This window comes from Trichocoleus sp. FACHB-90, assembly GCF_014695505.1.
GTDB lineage: Bacteria > Cyanobacteriota > Cyanobacteriia > Cyanobacteriales > FACHB-T130 > Funiculus > Funiculus sociatus.
Map to the genome: position 1 here is coordinate 42,244 of NZ_JACJOK010000017.1, position 16,949 is coordinate 59,192.

General features: G+C 43.6%; 8 protein-coding genes. 2 read left to right on the forward strand and 6 right to left on the reverse strand.

Annotation, left to right across the window (positions count from 1 at the left end):
• Nucleotides 1-3: 3 nt before the first annotated feature.
• The 5 genes from H6F74_RS04425 to H6F74_RS04445 form a co-directional block, all read right to left on the reverse strand.
• Nucleotides 4-3,192 carry a HEAT repeat domain-containing protein gene (locus H6F74_RS04425; protein ID WP_190436902.1) on the reverse strand — a complete coding sequence of 1,063 codons (3,189 nt, stop codon included), beginning with the start codon at nt 3,190-3,192 and terminating at the stop codon, nt 4-6.
• 253 nt (nt 3,193-3,445) lie between these two features.
• The gene (locus H6F74_RS04430; protein WP_190436906.1) at nt 3,446-4,750 is read right to left on the reverse strand and encodes a hybrid sensor histidine kinase/response regulator; all 1,305 of its coding nucleotides are present in this window, start codon (nt 4,748-4,750) and stop codon (nt 3,446-3,448) included.
• A 293-nt stretch (nt 4,751-5,043) separates the two neighbouring features.
• Nucleotides 5,044-6,879, reverse strand: coding sequence for a GGDEF domain-containing response regulator (locus tag H6F74_RS04435; RefSeq protein WP_190436908.1), 1,836 nt, complete (start codon nt 6,877-6,879; stop codon nt 5,044-5,046).
• A 69-nt stretch (nt 6,880-6,948) separates the two neighbouring features.
• Nucleotides 6,949-12,015 carry an MHYT domain-containing protein gene (locus tag H6F74_RS04440; RefSeq protein ID WP_206756286.1) on the reverse strand — a complete coding sequence of 1,689 codons (5,067 nt, stop codon included), beginning with the start codon at nt 12,013-12,015 and terminating at the stop codon, nt 6,949-6,951.
• Between the two features lie 780 nt (nt 12,016-12,795).
• Nucleotides 12,796-14,181, reverse strand: coding sequence for an ATP-binding protein (locus tag H6F74_RS04445; RefSeq protein ID WP_190436916.1), 1,386 nt, complete (start codon nt 14,179-14,181; stop codon nt 12,796-12,798).
• 113 nt (nt 14,182-14,294) lie between these two features.
• Between H6F74_RS04445 and H6F74_RS04450 the strand changes: the two genes are divergently transcribed.
• Both H6F74_RS04450 and H6F74_RS04455 read left to right on the forward strand, forming a co-directional pair.
• Nucleotides 14,295-14,804: a MarR family transcriptional regulator gene (locus H6F74_RS04450; protein WP_190436919.1), complete on the forward strand. Its 510-nt coding sequence runs from the start codon at nt 14,295-14,297 to the stop codon at nt 14,802-14,804.
• Between the two features lie 97 nt (nt 14,805-14,901).
• Nucleotides 14,902-15,429, forward strand: a complete 528-nt coding sequence (locus tag H6F74_RS04455) for a hypothetical protein (RefSeq protein ID WP_190436923.1) — start codon at nt 14,902-14,904, stop codon at nt 15,427-15,429.
• Here H6F74_RS04455 and H6F74_RS04460 read toward each other — a convergent pair whose 3' ends face one another.
• Entirely contained in the window at nt 15,430-16,896 is a 1,467-nt protein-coding gene (locus tag H6F74_RS04460) for an ATP-binding protein (protein WP_190436928.1), read from the reverse strand.
• Between the last annotated feature and the right edge of the window lie 53 nt (nt 16,897-16,949).

A 16,949-nucleotide genomic window follows, 5' to 3' on the forward strand; every position in this document is an offset into this window, starting at 1 on the left:
AGACTAATTCCTTATTTCTGAAACCGATTTTACTTGAATCGGTAAGGATATCTGAGGATAATTTTTGTGAATTCTCAGCATTATTTGAACTGCTGATGCTTTGTCGCCAATTGCCATTGTGGCAGATTGCCGCGTGAGGATTTCAGCGATAATTCTGGCAGCCTCTTCGCTTTTTTGGGCTTCAGAATCCAGAAAGGCAAAGATGCGCTTTTTGGCAACTCTCCCACGATTAACACTAGATAAAACGGTGACAAAATAGGACGCTAGTTTCCTCAAACGTTCGGAATTATTTAGAGCATGGTTTTCTAGATAGTTAGTTGCAAACATCTGCATATCGGCGGAAGGATGTTCGCTGAATTTGAGCAGGTATTCTTGTCCATCACTTTCTTGGAAATTGCGAGTGACTAAATCGCGTCCGAAGGAACGAACATCTTCACGAACGCTATCGCAGACGCTGACTATGACTTCGGGAGTCCAGTCTTCCTTAGTGAATTCGGTATTAAAGATTTTGGAGGCAAACTCCCGCGAGTCATCCCACTTTGACTCTAGTAACCGCACTGCTGATAACATTTCTTGAGAGTCGCTGCGGATGCGGTTTAAGGTTTTTAAAAACATCTCTCTTGCTGCTTCACGCACTGATAAAATTTCGTGATTTGCCAGCTTGACAATCTCACTTGTCTCGAAGTCGGGAAGAAAGCGATCGCTATTTTCTCTCAATACCAAACCACCTAATTCCTGTGCGACTGATGATTTAGCACGAAGCATCTGTATCGCGCGTTCTTTGCTAATATTAGACATCCATCCGGGGATGTCTTCTCGCATCAGTTGTACTACATCCTTGTGGACACCTTCGTGTCTCTCTGCTGTAATCAAGACATCAATAAAATCAGCTGCTAACTCGGTGCCAAAATCTGGATGATTGCTTGCCAAACGCCGAATCACCGGACGAATTGCATTGCGGATATCAGTAACGGCGTTAATTGCCATTGCGACGATGAGGATGCGATCGCTTAACAATCTCTCATCAGGTAGTTGTCCAAAAATCCTCACCCCAATACCCCGCACCGACTCATAAGGAGAGGAAAGAAGTGCTTCAATTAAATCTGGCGGTAGATCAACAGCACGAATATCATGATTTAATAGAATTCTTGCGCCTAATTCTTGAATTTCCGGCATCGGGTGATTAAGTAAATCAAGGATTACACCAAACCCCAAATTACGCAGTTGCGGCGCAAAACCGAGCAGCAAAGTTTCGCCAATTTCTTTTACGATTCCCCCTAACTCCCCTTGATAAGGGTGAGAAACTAGCCCCCCTTTTTTAAGGGGGGGTTGGGGGGGATCTACCGATAACGCCAGCAACTCTGCAATAATCCTGCCAATCAATACCCTAGCTGTTGTATCGCTTAAAATAGACGAACTTAGTAACCTTCGCGCAAAAGCACGGGTATCAGCTTGTTGACTGGTCACTAAACCCGCAATAAAGTCGCTAGATTCAAAAAAGAATTCTCGTTGCTGTTCGATCCAACGATAGGCTTGTGTACGTGCTTCTGGGAATGCACAATTAGCAAGAGCCAAAACTAATGTGCTGTTGGGCTGGGTGGGGTTGTAGCGATCGCGTGCGAGTAAAAAACCGAATTCGGCGGTTATTTCGTAGAGTTTATTCAGGAATTTGATTAATGTGTCTATGTCGAGGCGATCGCAAAATTCTTTGCAGACGCGCAACGCTTTAACTGCAAAATGATGAACGGAACGACAATCACTTTCTATTAATAACTGTACAAGTGCTGCTGGGTTTTGTTGCCAAAGTTCGGGAAACGCTTCTTCTCTTACTTGCGGTTCTGGATCTCCCGGTTTGTAACCGTCTCGACAACGCCACGCTTTATGATGGGAGGCATAGCGGGGACTGTTTTCGTAGAGAATATGATTAAAAATTACATAGCCAGCAAAAGAATCCCAGTATCTAGTAAAACGTTCAGTAGCGCGGCGTTGTTGGTTCCATCTCGTGAAGCTTGACTGTTTGATTTCCTGTGCGTCATCATCCGAATACTGTAAGAGAATGCTAACAGCTAGATTGACATAATTAGAGTCGCCTTCTTCACCCAAAGTTTTGAGAGTGCGCCACACTCTCCGCCGCAGATATTCGCGAGTTTGTTCGCTGTAAGCTTTATTTGACTGCGTTTTTTTCAGTTCTTCAGTGTAGCGACGTTCCCCGGTACTATAGTATCTACGCCTAACAGAATCCCATCTCCAACCTGTACGCTTATTATTAAATGTTCCCGGTTCTTTCTCGAAAGCGTAAGCAAGAATGCCAAAAACTTCTGCATCATGGCGATATTCAGCAATTTTGAAAATATGGCGAATCCGCTGAAAATAATTAGGTTTAAAAGGTGCTTCGGATAAAATATCCAGTAGTGCTGGACGCACGTACTCGTTATCGATTTGATAAATAGTATCGAGGACGGCAAAACGCCTGTAGTCGCTGCTATTTAAATAATCGCGAAGTGCAGCTGCAAATGCTTCTGCTGTTCCAGTTCGGGCTAGATCGCGCAATTCTGAGGGCAATTCTTCTATCTTTTCAGAACGCATCGTCGCCCGTGCTGGTTCGTTTGATAACTTAAATAGCGCTTCCCAAGCAATGCGGCGAATAAAATCTGGGTTAGAAGGATGATAAAGGCGATTCAGGGACGCGATCGCATTCTCATCCCCACACCAACCCAACGCCCAAGCTATACAATAGTCTCTCAAAGGTTCGCCAGTTCTAATGAGTTGAATTAACAACGGCGTAGCTTCCCCGATTTTAAGTTCGCCAGCCCGCCAAATCGCCCTTTCCAGAGGCCATTTTCTATTGTCCCGGTTCGCCAAACGGTTTAAGATAGCTTGGTAGCGTGGGTCGCTGGTAACTGGTATATTACTTGCATTTTGGACTGGTGCGACTGTCTCGCTAAGCGTCCCAGCGGTGACATCCCGATAACCTTTCTGAATTTGGGAGTCAACCAGCTTATCGAACACTCGCTGCGCTGGGGCTAATGGCAAAGCCTGAACCGTCTTTGTACCTTCCTTCATTGCGCCCCGCCTTCCATAGCGGAAATTGACTAAATAACGGTTTTCACCAGTTTGACAGAGATCGACTTCGTAGACTTTATCGGAACTCCCGGCTTGATAGATCAGCGTAGTCCTTTTGATTAGTTCCATACGATCTCAACTCTCGGGATCTAAATAGTATAAATGTACTATATAATACCTGACTTATGAGCCAAGGATCAAATTAAACCTCAAGCGGTACCGACAGTAAGGAATTTTGCCCGAAAGCAGCTTGATGCAGTATAAACGCCTGATATCAAATTCGTAGAATTGCCCATAGTAATCTACCGGATATGATATGAATTTTTTTCCTTTTTAGTCTTACCTGCGAATTATTTTATTCACACATTTTAAACACCCTGATCTAACAGTTTATATCCTTAATTAACTGCACTGGAATTTCAATTGTAAACTCTGCGCCCTGCCCAGGTGCGGAATTACAACGCAGTTCCCCTTTATGCTTTTCCACTACAATTTCATAACTCGTCACTAACCCTAAACCGCTCCCTTGACCTACAGGCTTAGTTGTAAAAAAAGGATTAAATAAACGCGATCGCACTTTCTCATCAATGCCAATACCATTGTCTTTAATCTGAATACTTACAGTCTTATAGGAAGTTAACTCGGTTTTAATCCAAATCGTCGGACTTGATAATTCAGTGATACCTTTTTCCAGCCCAGATTCTATAGCATCAATAGCATTATTCAACAAATTAAAAAATACCTGATTAAGCTGACTAGCATAACAAGTAACCAATGGTAAATTTCCATATTGTTTGATAACTTTAATCTCTGGGCATTTCCTTTCTTTCCTGAGTCGATGCTGCAACAATAATAAAGTGCTATCAAGCCCCTCATGGATATCTACAGGTTTAATATCGGATTCATTCAGGCGAGAGAAAATGCGTAAGGCAAGAATCATTGTAGAGATACGCTCCGCCCCCGTCTGCATTGAACCCATAATTTTTTTTATATCTAAACTTAAAAAATCTAAATCAATCTCCTGAATTGCTTCTTGAATGGGAATACTAGGCTTAGGATATTCCTGCTGATATAAATTAATCAAATTTAGCAAGTCTTGGATATATTCGCTTGCAGGCTCAAGATTACTAGAAACAAAGCCAATAGAGTTATTTATTTCATGAGCCATCCCTGCGGCTAACTGACCTAAGCCGAGCATTTTTTCTTTTTGAACCAATTGTGCTTGAGTTTTTTTAAGCTCATTTAATGCTTGTTGAAGCTGGGTATTTTGCGCTTGCAGCTCATTTTGAAGATTTTTAATTGTCAGTTGATTTTGAATTCGAGCTAAAACTTCTTCAATTTTAAAAGGTTTGGTGATATAGTCTACACCTCCAACTTTAAAAGCTTTAACTTTATCCATTACATCATCTAAAGCGCTTAAGAAAATTACGGGTACAGAGCTGCTTTGAGAATCCTTCTTCAGAAGTTCGCATACCTCATAACCGCTCATTTGTGGCATATTAACATCCAGTAAAATTAAATCAGGAGGAACAGTTTTCACTGCGGTTAATGCCATCTGCCCATTGGTAGCTTTCCGAACGTTATACCCCTCATCTAACAACAGAGAAGATAAAAAGCGAAGGTTGTCCGGCGTATCGTCAACTATCAGAATGTCTGCTTTGAAGATAGTATCCGGTTTGTAATTCATTGTAAGTTTATTTTTAATTTAATAAAAATTTTGTGAGCTATAATTTAATAATAATTTAAATCATTTATTCTTAACATAAATTTTATAATATAATAATCATAATTTATTTATAAAATTCTCTTTTTTTCTTTGGCAGGGTATTCTCTACGCTTGTAGTATTTTGTTTAAAAAAGTGGTTGTCACAAATTAGATAGGATTAGCATAAGAGTTGTTTATAATTTTTCGCTACATTGAAGGCTTATAAATAATTAATAATTTAACTACCTTAGCATTAACTAAATTCTACTCATTTTTTACCACTGGGTAGCCGATTTAATTAAAATTGTTGCATTTTTGCCATCTAAAGGTTTAGAAAACAGATATCCCTGACCAAAATCGCAGTTTAAAACTCTCAGTTGGTCTAATTGTTGCGATGTTTCGATGCCTTCAGCGGTTACACTCATTTTTAGAGCCTGAGCAATATTCATAATTGCTGAAATAAGCCCTAAATTGTCTGATTTTCCATCTAAAGAACTAATGAAAGAGCGGTCAATTTTAATATTATCAATAGGGAAATTATGTAAATAACTTAAGGAAGAATAACCTGTGCCAAAATCATCAATACACAATTGAATTTGGCGTTCTTGAAGTTGCTGAAGAATTACTTTGATAGGTTGAGAATTCTTCATGATGACACTTTCGGTAATTTCTAACTTTAAACTTTGGGGATTAAGCTGCGTTTCTGCCAGAATTTTATCAATTTGCTCAATCAAATCTGGCTGGGCAAATTGCCGCGCTGAAAGATTGACACTCATGGTGAGGGGATAATCAGTGAGCCTTTGGTGATTCCATTGCTGAAGCTGATAGCAAGCTTCTCGTAAAACCCAGTTACCAATAGGGTTAATCAAACCTGTTTCTTCTGCTATAGGAATAAACAAGATTGGAGAAATTAACCCTTGTTGAGGATGCTTCCAGCGTACCAGTGCCTCAAACCCAACAATTTTGCCTGTGGTGAGGGCAACAATTGGCTGATAGTGGACGATAAATTCTTGTTGATTGACAGCTCTACGCAGGTCGTTTTCTAGTTGTAAAACTTGAATAGCAGCATTGTGCATTTCCGCGTCAAAAATTTGGTATTGACCTTTTCCTAACGTCTTGGCACGATACATAGCGGTGTCCGCATCCCGCAATAAATATTCTGACTGCTCGTAATTAAGATTACTTAGGGTAATACCAATACTGGCATTGATAAAAACTTCTTGTCTTTTTAACGGGAATGGAAGAGAGAGGGCTTTAAGTATTTGGTCTGCTACCAAAGTTACACTGTTAATATTTTCAATTTCTGTTAAGAGAATTGCAAATTCATCACCACTCAATCTAGCCAGAGTATCAGTTTGGTTTAGAGATGCTTCTAAACGACGAGCAAGGGCGACCAACAGTTCATCGCCCACGAAATGACCGAGGGAATCATTGACAACTTTAAAGCGATCGCAATCGAGAAACAACACCGCAAACCGATAATCTGGATGTTGCTTGGCACGTTTAAGAGCTTGTTCTAGGCGCTCCATGAATAAAAATCGATTGGGTAAATCTGTCAGAGCATCATAGAGAGCCATTTTCAGCAGTTGCTCTTGCAGAAGCATCCGTTCAGAAATTTGCCGCTTCAGTTCCTGATTAGCTAGTTCTAACTGATGAGTACGCTCTTTAACTCGCTCTTCAAGTTGGGCATTAATTTGTTGGTTTTGGATTTTTGCTGCTTTCAGAGTCAGTTGGTTCTGAACGCGGGTTAAAACTTCTTCAAGTTGAAACGGCTTAGTGATATAGTCTGCGCCACCGACACCAAAGGCTTTTACTTTGTCAAAAGCATCACTCAGAGCGCTCAGAAAAATTACGGGGATTTCGGCAGTTCTCGGATCTGCTTTCAGATGTTTACAGACTTGATAGCCATCCATGTTTGGCATCATAATATCGAGCAAAATTAAATCTGGCACAACACTTTGCACAGCCGTCAGTGCCATTTGCCCATTCAACGCCTTGCGGATGTTATACCCCTCTTTGGTCAGCATCTTCGAGAGCAAGCGCAAGTTTTCTGGTGTGTCATCAACGATAAGGATGTCTTCTTTAGTCATGCCCATCGCAAGAGAATTCATCTCAAGTTTATTTTTATCCCTGGTATTGTTCTGGCCATTTCTTTGACCTTTTCTTATATGCTCTAATTGCTAGCTTACACTTGATTGAGCTAATTTTATGATTTCCTCAAACTGAAAGTTTTCGGCTAAATCCGTCAAAGCATTAATGAGAGCCGAATTTTCTGCTGGTATTTGTTTAATCAGCTCAAAAATCAGCAGATCGCTGCCTTGGGAAGCTGCATAATGTATTTGTTCTATCCACTGGGGGGGCATACTGGTAATCTCAATTTCTTTGCTGCAATTGCGAACCTCTTGTAAGTTTTGCTTTCTGCTTTCTATCTGGCGTGCTTCCTCTTGATAAAGATATCGCACTCCCAGATATTTGCTCATTTTGAAAAGAAGCTCCTCTTCTCGAAAGGGTTTACGCACGAAGTCGTCACATCCGGCAGACAAAATAATTTGTCGCTCCTCTTCAAAAGCGCTAGCAGTTAGGGCAATAATTACAGTTGCCTGACCATTCAATGAAGCTCTGATTGTTTTGGTAGCTTCATAACCGTTCATTAAGGGCATCCGCATATCCATCCAAATTAAGTGTGGTTGCCAACTCTCCCAAATAGCTACAGCTTCTTGACCATCACAAGCTTCCCGCACCTCAAAGCCCAACGGACTGAGAAGCTCAACTAACAGAAGACGATTTGTTAACCTATCCTCCACAACCAAAATGCGATAGATAGGCTGATTAGGGGCTAAACCGATAACTTTTTTAAAGGTGGGTTGAGTTGTTTCAATCGGAGTTTCTTCAAGCAAACTCACTTGAATATCAAAAGTAAATTTGGCTCCCCTACCAAGAACACTGGTGACAGTAATTTCTCCCCCCATCAGTTGTACAAACTTTTGGCTAATAGGTAAACCTAAACCTGTTCCTTGATTTGATTTCAATCCTGTTGCAGTTTGTCCGAAGGCTTCAAATAACTTATCAAACTCCTCTGGGGCAATGCCGAAACCTGTATCTTCTACTTCAAAATAGAGTGTCAGTTGTTTTATACCCTTGTCCGCTGACACGCGCAAGGTGACGCTACCTTCTTGAGTAAATTTGATGGCATTACTAAGCAGGTTGATTAAAACCTGACGTAGCTTGCTTTCGTCGGTTCTGATATATTGAGGAACTTGGGGGGCGCGATCGCATATTAACTGGAGGCCTTTGGATGTAGCTTTGAGTTGTAGCATCCGTTCAATACTATCGAGCAGACTATACAAATCAAAGTTATTTTCGACCAGGGTGACTCGCCCTGCTTCGATTTTTGACATTTCCAGAACACCGTTAATCAATTCCAGTAAATGCTCCCCACTACGACTGATAATGTCTAAATATTCCTGATGCTCAGGGCATAGCGAGGTATCAAGGCTCATCAGTTGAGTAAAGCCTAGGACGGCGTTGAGTGGCGTTCTTAGTTCGTGGCTCATATTAGCGAGAAACTCGCTTTTAGCACGGTTGGCAGCATCGGCGGTTTCCTTAGCCTTTATCAGTTCAACCGACTGCTTTTGAGTTTGCGCTAATAATTCAGCTTGTTGGATGGCGACTCCTAACTGCGCCCCAATTTGAACTACCATCTTGATTTCTGCTTCTTGCCATTGGCGGGGAGCGGAATTTTGGTAAATTGCCAGTAATCCCCAAAGTTGATTGCTACAGAAGATGGGGACAATGATGTATGCCCGTGCTTGAAATTGCTCTAAAAGTTGCAGATAACAATCGTCAAATCCAGCGGAGTAGATATCTGCGACACAGCGGTAACTTGTTTTTTGGCGATGAAAACCGCCTTGATTTTGTTGCAGATAAGTATCTTGTACTGGGTATTGTAAGCTATCTAAGGTTTTGATAACACAATCACTTTGGTTAACTGCTACTTTTTTGAGATCGGGTTGATCGATTTGTTTCAAAAGTAGCAAATTCCAACCCTCTGCTACTGATTCGGATACAAACTCTCCACTCCAGTCAGGGTGGAAACGATAAACAGCGACGCGATCGCCATGTAAGGCTTGCCGCAGTTCTTGGGTTGTGGCACTAAAAATCTGCTCAATATCCAACGTTTGGCGCATCCGTTGAATTACGAAAGCGATCGCTTTTTCCCGTTCGGCACTTTCCCGTAATGCTTCTTCTGCTTCCTGGCGTTCTGTAATATCAGTCACCAAACCATCCCAGATAATACTGCCATCAGCTTGCCGTTCCGGGCGAGAATTTCCTTGCAGCCACTTAATTTGACCGGAGACGAAAACTCGCCAGACGCAATCCCAAGGCTTCAGGGTTTGAGCTGAGATAGCAATCGACCGATTTAGAAGAGCGATATCATCAGGATGAGTAAGCTTCCAAAACAGGGGGGCATCCTGAAGCAATTCCTCTGGCTCTAGTCCAAAGAGTTCTCGGCAACCGCCGCTGACATAGAGAAACGCCCTTGAGCCATCAGGTTTAAGAATGAATTGATAAATCATCCCCGGTACGTTCTGTGCTAAATTCTGATACCGAGTATTGCTCCGTTGCAGTGCGGCTTGTGCTTCTAGATGTCCCTGGCTAATGGCGATGAACTCGGTGACTAATTTGAGCCAATTAATTTCTTCTTGACTCCAGATTGACGAGGAACGAACGATATCCAGACCCAGAAATCCTACAACTTTGCCAGAATGGAGCGTGGGAACGGCAAGTCGATTGATATCAACCCATTCAGCTTTTTGGGTGGCTTCAGGTGGGATGTCAGCCGGAATTTGGACAGTCTTGCCACTCAAGATTTGGCTGTGAACCCAGTTATCATTCTCAACTGGCAATCCTTGAAATTTATCGATTAATGGCTCTATGCCAAAGCTGCACCACTCGTGGGTCATTTTTAAGCAGCTGTGGTTGCTATCGTATTGGAAAAGATAGGCGCGATCGCTACCCAGAACCTCACCGACTGTTTGCAGGGTGAAAGCGATCGCATTATCTAAGTTTTCGTCAATAAACCTATGTGTGAATTGGTGTAAATTGTAACTACGATCTAAATCCCTATTAGGGATGGAAATCATCAACATCCGGGAAATACGGCTCAAGCAACTGTCCATTTCCGCTCGTTTCTGAAGCAATTCCTCTGCTAATTTCCGCTCCAGTTCAGCTCCTGCTCTGGCAACAAAAATTTTCAAAATCATCTCTTTGCCAGGATCGTAAGCCATTGGCTGCACGTCTAGCACCCCCAAATTGCCGATTACATTCCCGGCGGAGTCCAACAGCGGGATTCCCCAGTAGCTTTGTGCGCCTAACTCAACTAAATCGCCAAAGTCAGGAAAGAGTTTTTGTACTTCTGACGGGTAAAAACGGCTCGTCCCCTGCAAGACATTTTCGCAGGGAGTGCCAGCTAGGTCGTACTCAAAGTTTTCGCCATCTTCGCCCTTCCAAAATGCCAAGGTACGCACTCTAGTTTTAGCATCGTTGGCAAACTTACTTACCCAAGCGTAACGAACTCCTAGAACTTCGGCGAGATAACGAACACAGGTATGAAAGAATTCATTGCCAGTTGCAGAACCTGTCCCCTCAACAATTAATTGCAGTGCTTCTTCTGTGTGCTTGCGATCGCTAATATCAGTATGGGAACCCGCCAAGCGATAGGCTTTGCCTGTTTCATCCCACAATGCAACTCCACGAGTTAGAATCCAACGATAGCTGCCATCTTTGTGCAATGCCCGGAACTCTTCTTTGTAGCTGGGGATTTTCTTAGCTAAATAGTCACGCAGCACCCCCATTACTCGCTCTGAGTCTTCTGGGTGGATAATTTTGAACAGAGAATCTATGTGACTCTTAATTTCTGAGCCTTCATAGCCCAACATACTTTTCCAACGCGGGGACAGATAGGCATGACTCGTTTGCAGATTCCAGTCCCAAATCCCGTCATTGGCTCCTTCTACAGCTAAGGCAAATCGTTCCTCACTTTGGCGAAGTGCCACTTCTGCTTGTTTTTGGTTGGTGATATCGCTAAGGGTGCAGATAATTCGCTCTACACTACCATCCTCTGCTATCTGCGGATCGGCATTCACCAGCAGCCAGCATTGATTTGGATGTTGAGGACTGGGGACTGGAGGCTGAGTTTCTTCTTTCCCAGGAGGCGCAATTATCATAACAATATTATGAATCGGTTGCCGCTCTAGGGTCGCCTTTTGCACAGGTAACTCTGTTGTTTGGAAGGGTGTACCGTCTTCGTGTAGCAAATGCCAACAAACACCAAACACCTGATGCCTTACATCCTCTACATTGAGATTGAGAAGATTTATCGCCGCTTGATTCCAAACGAGAATTTCGGCATTAGCATTCAGCAGCAATACTCCCACCTGCATTTCGCCAATCAGCATCCGAAAGCTTTTCTCGCTTTCCTGTAAAGCCTGCTCTCGGACTAACTGAGCCGTTAAACGCTTATCAAATAGGGATGTTAATAAAGCTAAGCTTAAAATAAATAGGCTAGCAATCCCAATGGCAACCGCTAGCCAGGACTGATTTATTGCAGGGGATTGGTGTACTGGCAAGACTTTGTTGGGAATAAAGTGAGTTGCCCGCATTCCGGTATAGTGCATTCCACTGATGGCAACTCCCATGACAAAGGCACTGCCGAGTTTTTGCCAAAAAAGCCCTTGCGAAGATTGATTGTGTAGCCGAAACAGCCAAAGGGCGGCAAAAGAGGCACTCAGAGCGATCGCAACAGACAGACTAACCAATATCCAGTCATACTCTATCTTCGCTGGCAGTTGCATCGCTGCCATGCCAGTATAGTGCATCGATGCGATCGCTATTCCCATGCACACCCCACCACCGATTAAAAGCGGTGTTGACATCAAGCTACGACTCACCAACCACAAAGCAATGCTAGAGGCAATAATTCCGCACAGCAGGGAAAGCAAGGTGATCCACACGTTGTAGTTAACGGACTCAGGTAAATGGAACGCCAGCATGGCAATGAAGTGCATTGCCCAAATCCCGCTTCCCATTGCCACTGCTCCACCCAACAGCCAGCGCCGCCGTCCCCGTTCCCAGCCAGATTTTACTCGCCCTGCTAAGTCTAGGGCTGTGTAAGATGCAATTAGCGCGATCGCAAAGGAAAGCGTCACTAAGCCTAAGTTGTAAGTGCCTGCCATTGGGCTATCCATCTCTTTTTGAATGTCGCAGACTGCTAACAATTAAGGTAAATTTTATTATTAAGGAATATATTTCATCATAACTTCCCTAACTTCACCCCTATTCGCAGGTAATATCTATTATGAATCTATCCTCTATCTAAAGTAAGAATAAAATCTTTAAATAAGACAAATCTTCTTTAATTTGGAATATTTTTCAGATTCTGGACAAAAAAAATAGGTATCGTCATTGAGTAATAAAATGTTTTGCATATTTATGTAATATATTTTATCGGATATTACTAAATTTTGTCTTTTCCTCGATTGCTTGTCAGAACAGTTTTAAGAACTATCGTTCTCTCAAGCACCTAAAATAGCATATTCAAATAAAATCTACCCTAGTAAATTTCACTTAGAAGGCAGCTATGGCAATCTTATTTCAGCTAACATACGCAAATTTATAACCGAACCGTATTAGGGTTGATATAGCAATCCTATTTAAGTTGTGAACGATTATTCACCCTGAATGGACACGGTACCGCCGTGTCCATTCAGGGGTTCACGAATAATTTAGGATTGCTATTTAGCAATTATTAGCTAATAAAATCAAGAGGGAAATTACCTATTTTTAGTAGCTTTTGTCTAAGAAATCTTTTGACAAAACCTGCCAAAGCCTGCCGACCCAGGCTGAATTGAGTCCGCGCAGGCGGACTTTGTTGAATAAAAGCGAAGCAACTTCTGCCCCCCTTCTTCTTGAAGGGGGGTAAGGGGGGTTGGCGTAGCCGCGATTTCCTTTTCTCCTGGTATTTTTGCTTAATTATCTAAACATTCTATGGGCAGATAAACGCGAAAACAGGTGTCACCAGGCTTAGACTCAAAGTGGATGTCGCCTTTGTGCCTTTTAACAACAATGCGGTAGGCAATTTCCAAACCTAACCCGCTTCCTTTCCCCACACCTTTAGTCGTAAAAAACGGTTCAAAGATGCGAGATTGAATTGCTGGCGGGATACCTAACCCATTATCAGCAATTTCTACCAGTATGCAGTTATTGCCTCTGGACGTGCGGATCGTCAGCTGTCCTTTCCCATCCATCGCATCAATCGCATTGTCAATCAAATTCGTCCATACTTGATTAAGTTCGCTGCCGTAAACGCAGATGCGGGGAATACTTTTGTCGTAGTCGCGCTTGACGACGATTCCCTTCTTGAGCTTATGATTGAGGATGGTCAGTGTGTTCTCGATGCCCTGATGCACATCGACTTCTTGCAGGGGCGCTTGATCCATGTAGGAGTAGGCTTTAACTGCTTTCACTAAGTCAGAGATGCGGGCGGTACTCTGCTCTATTTCGTTTAATAATCCAGAGGAAGCAAGTGTCGCTTCTAGCCACAAGAGTACGTTGCTAAGAGATTCTTGGGTGATATTGTCGGTAAGAGTATCCAGTTTTTTGGTATCAATTCCGGCGTTAACCAGTGTCGGAGCGAGTTTCCAGGCGTTGCTGACATCGTGCGCTTCTAGCCAGTCTGTCACCTCTTCTTCTTTGTCGCTTTGTGTTAGAGGATCGAGTGGGCATGATGTGGTAGCGTGAGCGATCGCATCCTTATGAACATCAACAATAAAATTTAATTGCGCTGGGGACAAGGAATTCAGCTGCAAAGCCAGAGATTGCAAGTTTTGGAAGTTCTCGCGCAATTGTCCAGCAGCCCTTTGTCCCGCAGAAGCTGGATTATTTAACTCGTGAGCCAGACCTGCTGACATTTTACCAAGTGCTGCCAGTTTCTCCTGTTGCCTGAGTTGCGCTTCAACGTCTTGAGTTCGTCCCGCCATAGCCGAAAGCACCACATCAGCTATCGGAGAACATTCGGCGATGATGTGCTTAAAAGTGTCCATGTCAATCCGCAGAACACGAGAGGAAGCGATCGCGCGTGCGCTGGCAATAGATCCAGAACCTGTTAACATCGAAAGTTCACCCATAAACTCGCCCCGGCGATGAATAGCCAGCAGTCTCTTCTCGCCACCAACAAGCTTAACAATCTCGATTTCACCTTCTAGGACAACGTGAAAACTATAATTCTCCTCACCTTCTGAAAACAGCACATCACCCGCATTAAGCTGAATCTCAGTCCCATGCTGCTTCATCTGCTGCAACGCCTCATCAGGTAACTTCGGAAACAGCGCGTTCTGGTTTGGATCGTGCAGCATCGCAACACCTTTGTTTAACTCTGACTTCTACCATAGGGCAATCCCCTTATTTCTGGGTGAGTTCTGAATTAAGCCACCATAAAATAAGCTTCCCAATTAATCAGCAGCAACTCATGTTCATACTACGCACACTCCCAAATAACCAGATACTACTGAATCTTGCCAGTCGCTACCCAGAACTAGATATGGCTTCAGTACAAACTTGCCTAGCTTTTCTGAACACCACTGCTGATGTCTATGAAGCTTTTGATACTCACTTTGCTCGTTATGGCCTTTCAATGGGCAAGTTTACCCTTCTGATGCAGCTACTGCCAGCAGGCGAGTCGGGACTAACCCCATCAGAATGCGCTGAACGTGCTGGTGTCACTAGAGGCACAATAACTGGGTTGCTTGACGGACTAGAACGGGACGGATTGGTGAAACGCCGACCTCATCCGGCGGACAGGCGGATGCTGAGTGTGCAACTGACAGAAAAGGGAGAGCAATTGCTTGATGAAATGCTCCCAGATCACTTTTGCCGCACCACTGGCCTGATGGCTAATCTCACTGAGGCTGAAAAGAAGACACTGATTGAGTTGCTGGCAAAGTTAGGCTCTGGAACACCTGCCATGCGCGAACCATAATTTGATAAGGAGCCATACTATATGGCAAATTATGGTAGTTTAGTAAGGAGCCATATAGTATGGCAGCGAATTATCTCAACCTAGATCATCACGCTTCATGAACAAACTAACTGTCAAGCAAAAAAACTGGTTATTGTCTTCCCACGTTGGTTTTATCGGACTTTGGTTTGGAACAGCTTTAAGCATGGTAATCATCGCTTTAAGTAACAGAAATACAACAAATGGCGATGAACTATACGCGATTAATTCAATAGTGAAGTTGCTAGATGACTTTATTGTTATTCCGGCCGCAGTCGGTTCGTTGTTAACTGGTGGACTGCTTTCCTGGTTAACAGTCTGGGGATTTGTGAAATTTTACTGGGTTATTGTTAAGTGGATTTCCACACTTGTACTTATTACCTTCGGTAGTTTTTGGCTTGGCCCGTGGACAAACGCAATGACCTCTATTTCCGATACAGAAAGACTAAAAGCGCTGGAAAATCCGCTTTATATGTTTGATGTCAAAGGAGTAATTATTGGTGGCGGAATTCAGACTTTATGCCTTTTAGTAATCATTGCTATTTCTGTTCTTAAGCCGTGGGGAAGACGAAATGTAGTTAAAGCTGACAGCAATTCTTCCGTTTAGTTAGGCAATTTCTCTTTCTATGAGCTTGTTATTAGCAGCAATAGGAAGACGAACCAAAAAGCGTGTGTCACCCGGACTTGAGGTTAAACTTATATTGCCGTAATGTTTGCCGACAATACGGTAAGTCATATCTAAACCTAAACCAGTGCCTTCTCCTACACCTTTGGTAGTGAAAAATGGCTCAAAGATGCGATGCTGAATTTCCGGCGGTATACCTGATCCGTTATCGGCAATTTCCACCAGAACGCGATCGTGTTCGTGCTTGGTACGAATCAAAATAGTAGGTATTAGGGATTGGGGATTCCCAGTCTTTAGTCCCCAGTCCCTAGCCACCAATCCCAGCGCAGCGATCGCATTATCAATCAAATTCGTCCACACCTGATTTAGTTCGCTGCCATAAGCCGTGATGCGCGGCAGATTCAGGTCGTATTCCCGCCTCACCACGATACCTTTTTTCAGCTTGTGACTGAGAATTGTCAGCGTACTTTCCAGCCCTTCATGCACGTCTATCTCTTGCAGTGGGGCTTGATCCATGTAAGAGTAATCCTTAATCGCTTTCACCAGATGGGATATCCGCGCCGAACCCTGCTCGATTTCGGATAACACCCCAACGCCTGTCAGCGTCGTTGTAATCCAAGTCAGCACATCGGAGAGTGAGTCGGCGGACACGTTTTTTGCAACAGTTTCCAGCCATTGGGTGTCAAGTCCTGCTTGTACCAGGGTGGGGGCGAGTTTCCAACCATCGCTTACATCGTGCGCGTCTAACCAATCAGTAACTTCCTCCTCCTTGTCGCTTTGCGTCAGAGGATCGAGGCGAGGCGCTAGAGTAGCACGCTTTGTTACGTCGCATTGCAAGTCGGCAAGAAACTCAAGTTGGGCTTTTGTCATCTGCTGTTGATTCAGCTTCAGCGCCATGCAAGGCAACTCTTCAAAGATATCTTGCAAGTTAGTTGCACCCCGAATCACCGCTGCGGCGGGGTTATTCATTTCGTGAGCCAGTCCAGCTGCCAAAGTGCCGAGTGCTGCCAGTTTTTCCCGCTGCTGTGACAAATTTTGAAAATCTTGCATCCGCAACGCCATCGTGCGGAGAATAACCTTAGTCACGCAAGAACAAGCCGCCAGCAGTTGCCAAAATGCGTCTTTTGGTAACTCAAAAATATGGCATTGAGTAACGGCGCGTCCACTAGCCCAGAAGTATTCTTGACCCATTAAAACGGGTAACTCGCCAAACAGCGTTTGCGGTTCGTAGGTAGCTAATACGATTTCTTGTTCGCCAACCTTCTGCGTTATCCGCACTTCACCTTCTAGCAGCACAAAAACATGATCGGCGGGCTCTCCTTCTGCCCGATGAATTTCACCTGCTTGTCGCCATACTTCTCTACCCTGTTCGCACAACCAGTCCAAGTTTGCTTCCGGTAATTCTGTAAAGAGTGGCACTTGGCGTAAAGCGTCTTTGATGTCGAGCATTATCACACCTTCCCCATGCGATCGCTTTCTCAATGATTATGCGCGATTTGCCC